This window comes from Psychrobacillus sp. (assembly GCF_056205495.1).
In genome coordinates, this window is record NZ_JBAEAP010000400.1 from 1 (window position 1) to 5,905 (window position 5,905).

A 5,905-nucleotide genomic window follows, 5' to 3' on the forward strand; every position below is an offset into this window, starting at 1 on the left:
ACAAATAGCCACGGCTAAAGGTAACTAGAAAATGGTTCTTTACTTATGTTTTGACGGACTAATAGAGTTCCGTCTGGGAATAGCTATGTATTTGCGCTTTGGTGGACGGGTCTTTTTCAAAATCATCCATTGTAAAGCAAGTTGAATTTTTTGTTTTATGTGGGTAATCCGCATTGAATGTAACTTTTTATCCGATTTTCTCATTGTTACATGTTGATCGTTTAACCCCAATAAGATCGCTCCTTTACGATTGAATGTTTCTACATCCATCTTATAAAGATATTATGAAAATAATATAGGTGTTATGTTTAGAGTTTGTAAATTCTTCTTATTACATATTTTTAAGGCATTATAAAAGCCGTCAATTGTGAAATCTTATACTTAACAAAATAAAAAAAGATTGTAGAAAATCTCAAGTATCTCCTGAGGTTGTCTACAATCTTAATATTTCCGTCTTTACTAAACTAAATACGAAATATTTATCTAGTCATCTTCTTATCTTACTCCACCACGCCATTTTTTCTATAAAACAACGTATTAGCTACTGTTTGGAAGCCTTGCTTTTCGTAAATAGAGAAGGCAATATCATTGTCGGTTTCTACGTCCAAATAGACTTGTGTCTTCCCAAGTTTATAAGCTTCATGCTTACACCAGCTCAATAGTGCCTTGGCTACTCCTTTGCCCTGCGCCTCTTTATGCACACCTAAGCCAGTTATCCAAAGCTGATCTTCATTTTCTACAATAGTAGTTGTCCCTAAAACTTTACCTTCTTGTTTAGCAAGCATTAGCCTGCGGTTCGGTGTTTGCAGGTTAAAGGCAATCATTTCCTGTGCCTCTTCTGCTGTATCCCCAAAAGCATTTTGTAGAACTTCTATTAGCTCTTCCCCTTCATTTTGAAAAGGCGTCACTTCAAACGGACTATCCACCTGTATTGAATCTGCATTAGCGACCATCGTAATTTCGGAAAGTTCGTATGAATAACCCCGAGTTGTCAGCATGTATTGTCCTGTCTTTGCAACGCTTGCAACTAACGCTATATCTCTAGATGCTCCTCTTAGCTCTAAATTTCTCTGTAGTTCCTGCAGCAGTTTTCCTCCAATGCCTAATTTACGGGCACTTGGAAGAACGACAGCACTCCATTCATAATCTAAAGTAGCTAATCTATCAACAGCAGTTAATACTCCAACCAATTCATCTGATTCGTCGCTATATGCTAAAATACAAAATCCCTTTAAGAAATAATCTGTTAGCTCTGTCGTATTTAATAAATGATTGTAATCAATTAAATCGACATGAGCAGCTTCCTCTATTAAGTTTTCCATCTCTTCCCGTGTTTCCATATCAATTGGAATCGACACAGTCATGACTGATATGTCCAAGTCCATACTTCCCTTCTAAATCTTTGAATTCATAAGCATACTATAAAAACGACCTTGCGCATTTATAAGATCCTCTTGTGAACCTGATTCTATCAGCTTTCCATTTTCCATGACAAATATTACGTCTGCTTTTCTTACCGTATTCAATCGGTGCGCAATCACAAAGCTTGTTCTGCCTTCCATTAATCTCTCAAGCGCCTCTTGTATTTTCAATTCCGTAACTGTATCAATACTTGAGGTTGCCTCATCCAACAGCAAAATTGCTGGATCTGCGACTAATGCTCGTGCAATAGAAAGTAGCTGTTTTTGACCTTGACTGATTTCTCCACCGTCCGCCGAAAGAATTGTATCATAGCCATTTGGGAGCTTGGCAATAAATTCATGAGCATTTGCTTCTTTTGCAGCTTGGATAATTTCTTCATCTGTAGCATTAAGCTTTCCATAACGAATATTTTCTTTTACGCTCATTTCAAAAAGGAAAGGGTCCTGCAATACAAAAGCCGTCTGGCTACGTAACGTAAAGCGAGGCATTTGGTCGATCGCTATACCATCAATTATAATTTTCCCTTCATTTGTCTCATAGAAGCGGGCTAACAGCTGCATAATAGTTGTTTTCCCTGCTCCGGTGGCTCCAACTAGCGCTGCTGTCTTTCCTGCCTCTACATGAAAGGAAACATTTTCAATCGTAGGCTTTTCATCTTTTGTATTGTATTTAAAGGTTACATTCTCAAAAGTTACATTACCCTTCAACTTCAAGTCTTTATTCTCCAGTACTGTATCCTGCTCTTCCGGCTCATCAATAATAGCAAAGACACGCTCCGCTCCCGCAATTGCAGAAAGTACGGTGTTGAATTGATTGGCTAAATCGTTTAAAGGTCTTGTAAATTGACGTGCATATTCTGTAAAAATAACAATCTCCCCGATGGAAACATAGCCATGGTAGGCAAGTACTCCCCCGGCTGCAGCAACTAGTGTAAAACTTGTATTGTTCAGCAGGTTCATTACTTTAGGTATAAATCCTGAGTATGTAAGCGCCCAAAATCCTGTTCTTTTCAAGCGTTCACTTTTTAAAGCAAAATCCTCTAGCATCCGCTGCTCCTGTGAAAAGGCTTTGACGATTCGCTGACCAGAGATCGTTTCTTCAATCATCCCATTCAATTCTCCAACCGCCTGCTGCTGCTCCTTAAATAATTTGGATGTACGTTTAGTAATCCATTTCATCGCAAAGAACATTACTGGAACAATAATTAGCGTAACCAAGGTTAGCAGTGGACTCAACATAAGCATCACCACGGTTGTTCCTACTAATGTTAGTAAACTAGAAAACACTTGGATAAAGGAAGAATTTAAAGTTTGACTCACATTTTCGATATCATTTGTCATTCTACTCATCAGCTCACCGTGCTGACGCTTATCAAAAAAAGAAACAGGTAGCTTTTGAAGCTTATTGAATAATATGGTTCGTAGACGATAAATTGTTTGCTGTGCTACACCAATCATCCAATAACTTTGTAAGTACATTGAAATAGATAAGAATATATAGACGACAATTAGAATGCCTATTAAGCGTGCCAAGCCCTCAAATACGCTTACTGTAATATATTCATCAATAATTCTCCCTACTAAATACGGGCCTAACAAGGATAATGCAGAACTTACTACTACTAACAGCAAGACAACGATAAGTAAAAATCGTTGTTCGTCTACTAGCTTCCATAACCTGCTAAGCACACCTTTCCAATCAGATACCTTTTCTACTTTCTTTTTATTACCCTTCTTCAAATCTTCCTTTGTAATAACGGGTTCATAGCCAAAAGGTTTACGAATGAAGCTCATCTTGTTCGTCCACCTCCTGTTGCGACTCTGCAATCTCCCTGTAGAGCGAAGATTTTTTCATAAGCTCGTCATGCGTACCATATGCCGATACTTCTCCATTTTCCAGGAGAAGAATTTGATCTGCTCCTTTAGCAGTTCTAATTTTTTGAGTAATTACGAGCATAGTGGCATTTTCTCCTTCTAATGCTTCCCACAATGCATTTTCTGTAGCAACATCCAATGCACTAGTACTATCATCTAATAGTAAAATTTCTGGTTTACGGACTAAGGCCCTCGCAATAGACAGTCTTTGCTTTTGCCCTCCAGACAGATTAACACCTTTTTGACCAACTCTAGTGTTGTATTGTTCTGGGAAACGTTCAATTGAATTGTGTATCTGCGCTTGCTTTGCAGCCTCCCTCAATAGCTCCTCTGTAGCAGTGGAGTCTCCCCATCCAAGGTTTTCCTCTATACTGCCGGTAAAGAGAATAGATTGCTGAGGGACTAACCCAATCACCTGTCTAAGTTCTTTTAATGGCCATTCCTGTACTTCTTTTTCATTGATAAGAATCCTGCCTTCAGTTGCATCAAAGAAGCGAGGAATTAGATTTAGCAGGGTCGTTTTCCCCGAACCAGTGGCTCCCATAATGGCAAGTTTAGATCCTGGTTCAACAGTAAAGGAAACGTTTTTAAGTACCGGTGCGTTCGTTCCTGGATATGTAAAGGAAACGTTTTGAAATTCTAGCTTACCAATAGTAGAAAGATGCTCAGTCATTCCACCTTCAAAATTTTCTATCCCTTCATTCACTAGCAGTACCTCCTCCATCCGTTCTGAAGAAGCTTTTGCTCGGGAAAAGAATATGATGATGAAAGAAAACATAGAGAATGCACCTGTCATTCGCATAGCGTAATTGACGATAGCTACTAACTCTCCAATTTGTGCTCCACCCGTTTGGATTTCCTTAGCACCAAACCAGAGAACTGCCATTAAGCTTATATTCATAACAAATAGCAGGACTGGGAGGATCAATTCCATAATTCTAAAGGCCTTCACATTATCCACCTTTAAAATGTTAGCTACCTTTCCAAAACGACTAGCTTCAAAATCTCCTCTTAAATAGGCTTTAATCAATCTTACCGCTTGCAGGTTTTCTTGGATCTTACGTGTTACATTATCTACACTTTTTTGTACCTTAGAGAACAAGGTCAGTCCTTTTCTGCTCATAACATAAAGAAAAATTAATAGAAAAGGAGCACCAATTACTAGATATAGGGCAAGCTTTGGATGAACAATAAACGACATGACAATACTTCCTATCACTAACAACGGGGCTCTAAGCATAATCCGAAGACCCATAAAGATAAGATTCTGAGTAATAGTAACATCACTTGTTAATCTAGTAATTAAACTAGAAGTCGGAAACTTTAAGAAAGTAGTCATCGTAAATGATTGCACTTTTTTAAACAAAGCCTGTCGAATATCAAAGCCATAGCTCTGTACAGCATGCGAAGCTATAAAAGTATTGATGATACCAGCTAAAAAGGCAACGAAAGAAAGCACTAGCATTATACTTCCCCAGAAAATAATAGATGATTGATCTCTTCCAACAATTCCTTCATCTATAATAACTGCAATTAACAGTGGCTGAATGAGCTCTACTGACAACTCAATCAACATAAAAAGTAAAGCTGTTACTACAAGCCATTTATAAGGCTTTAAATAAGAAAATATGGTCTTCACATAAAACACTCCTAAATTCTTCGTCACTCGAACTAATTACTGTAAAACCTATTATGCCATATCCCTACTATAATAAATAGAAAAAAATTAATAATCTGTTTATTTTAAAGATAGGGTACTGCAATACCCTAAATTTAGATTTATTTCTTCTTTTTAAAACGGGCCAATTTTAGATCACCTGCTACTGAGAGCCAAGTCACAAATACTAGCATGACTAATACCCCTGTATACTGCCAGCCTCCTAATATTTGCCCAAACCAAAATACCGAGATAATCATTGCTGTCAAAGGCTCTATGCTGGATAAAATACTCGTTTCTACCGCTGTTATGTATTTCATACTTGATAGGAACATAACAAAAGCAATTGTCCCCATTAAAATTATAAGTACTACAAATATGATGATAGGATAACTCACCAATTCACTCCATTCATTACTATTCCAAACACGAGATAGTAATGCTAACACAATACCTCCAATAAGCATTCCCCAGCCTACTACAACTAGTACCCCCCACTCCTTCATGAGTCTTGCCGGATATACCGTGTATATAGAAAAGGTAACTCCCAGCAGCAGTCCCCAAAACAATGCTTCATTACTTATTAAAAGCTGGTTTATGTTCGCATTGGTCAGCAATAAAAATAAGCCTAACAATGTTCCTATTATTCCAACGACCTGGTAATTCGGAGGAAATGTCTTACCCTTCCAGGAAACGTATATTATGATGTAAATAGGACCAAGAAATTGAAGCAGGGTTGCTATAGAAGCATTACTAGCTTCAATTGCAGCAATGAATGTATATTGTATTCCAAGCATTCCTAGTAAAGCGAAGATAAATAATTGCTTCAACCAGACGGGTTCCTTCCATATAATAAATACGCTTTTCTTTTGAAATTTTAAAAATACTAAAATACTAGTTCCTGCAACAATTAGCCTTACGGTTAAGAAAAATGACACACTGAGTTCACTAT

At 37.6% G+C, this 5,905-nt stretch carries 4 protein-coding genes; all 4 read right to left on the bottom strand.

What is annotated here, in order from left to right; all coding sequences use genetic code 11:
* Window positions 1-500 precede the first annotated feature (500 nt).
* On the bottom strand, window positions 501-1,385 hold the full coding sequence (locus tag AC06OU_RS11790; RefSeq protein WP_475855988.1) for a GNAT family N-acetyltransferase: 885 nt from the start codon (window positions 1,383-1,385) through the stop codon (window positions 501-503).
* Window positions 1,386-1,394: 9 nt separating this feature from the next.
* A complete protein-coding gene (locus tag AC06OU_RS11795) occupies window positions 1,395-3,215 on the bottom strand; it encodes an ABC transporter ATP-binding protein (protein ID WP_475855991.1) in 1,821 nt (606 codons plus the stop codon).
* Window positions 3,199-4,935, bottom strand: coding sequence for an ABC transporter ATP-binding protein (locus AC06OU_RS11800; protein ID WP_475855992.1), 1,737 nt, complete (start codon window positions 4,933-4,935; stop codon window positions 3,199-3,201). The genes AC06OU_RS11795 and AC06OU_RS11800 overlap by 17 nt, the downstream gene beginning before the upstream one ends.
* A 140-nt stretch (window positions 4,936-5,075) precedes the next feature.
* Window positions 5,076-5,905: DMT family transporter (locus AC06OU_RS11805; RefSeq protein WP_475855993.1), on the bottom strand; the 830-nt coding region annotated here is incomplete at its 5' end.

Bases quoted from the DNA above. Each gene is read 5' to 3' on its own strand.
- AC06OU_RS11790 (WP_475855988.1), bottom strand. From the start codon at position 1,385: ATGGACTTGGACATATCAGTCATGACTGTGTCGATTCCAATTGATATG.
- AC06OU_RS11795 (WP_475855991.1), bottom strand. From the start codon at position 3,215: ATGAGCTTCATTCGTAAACCTTTTGGCTATGAACCCGTTATTACAAAG.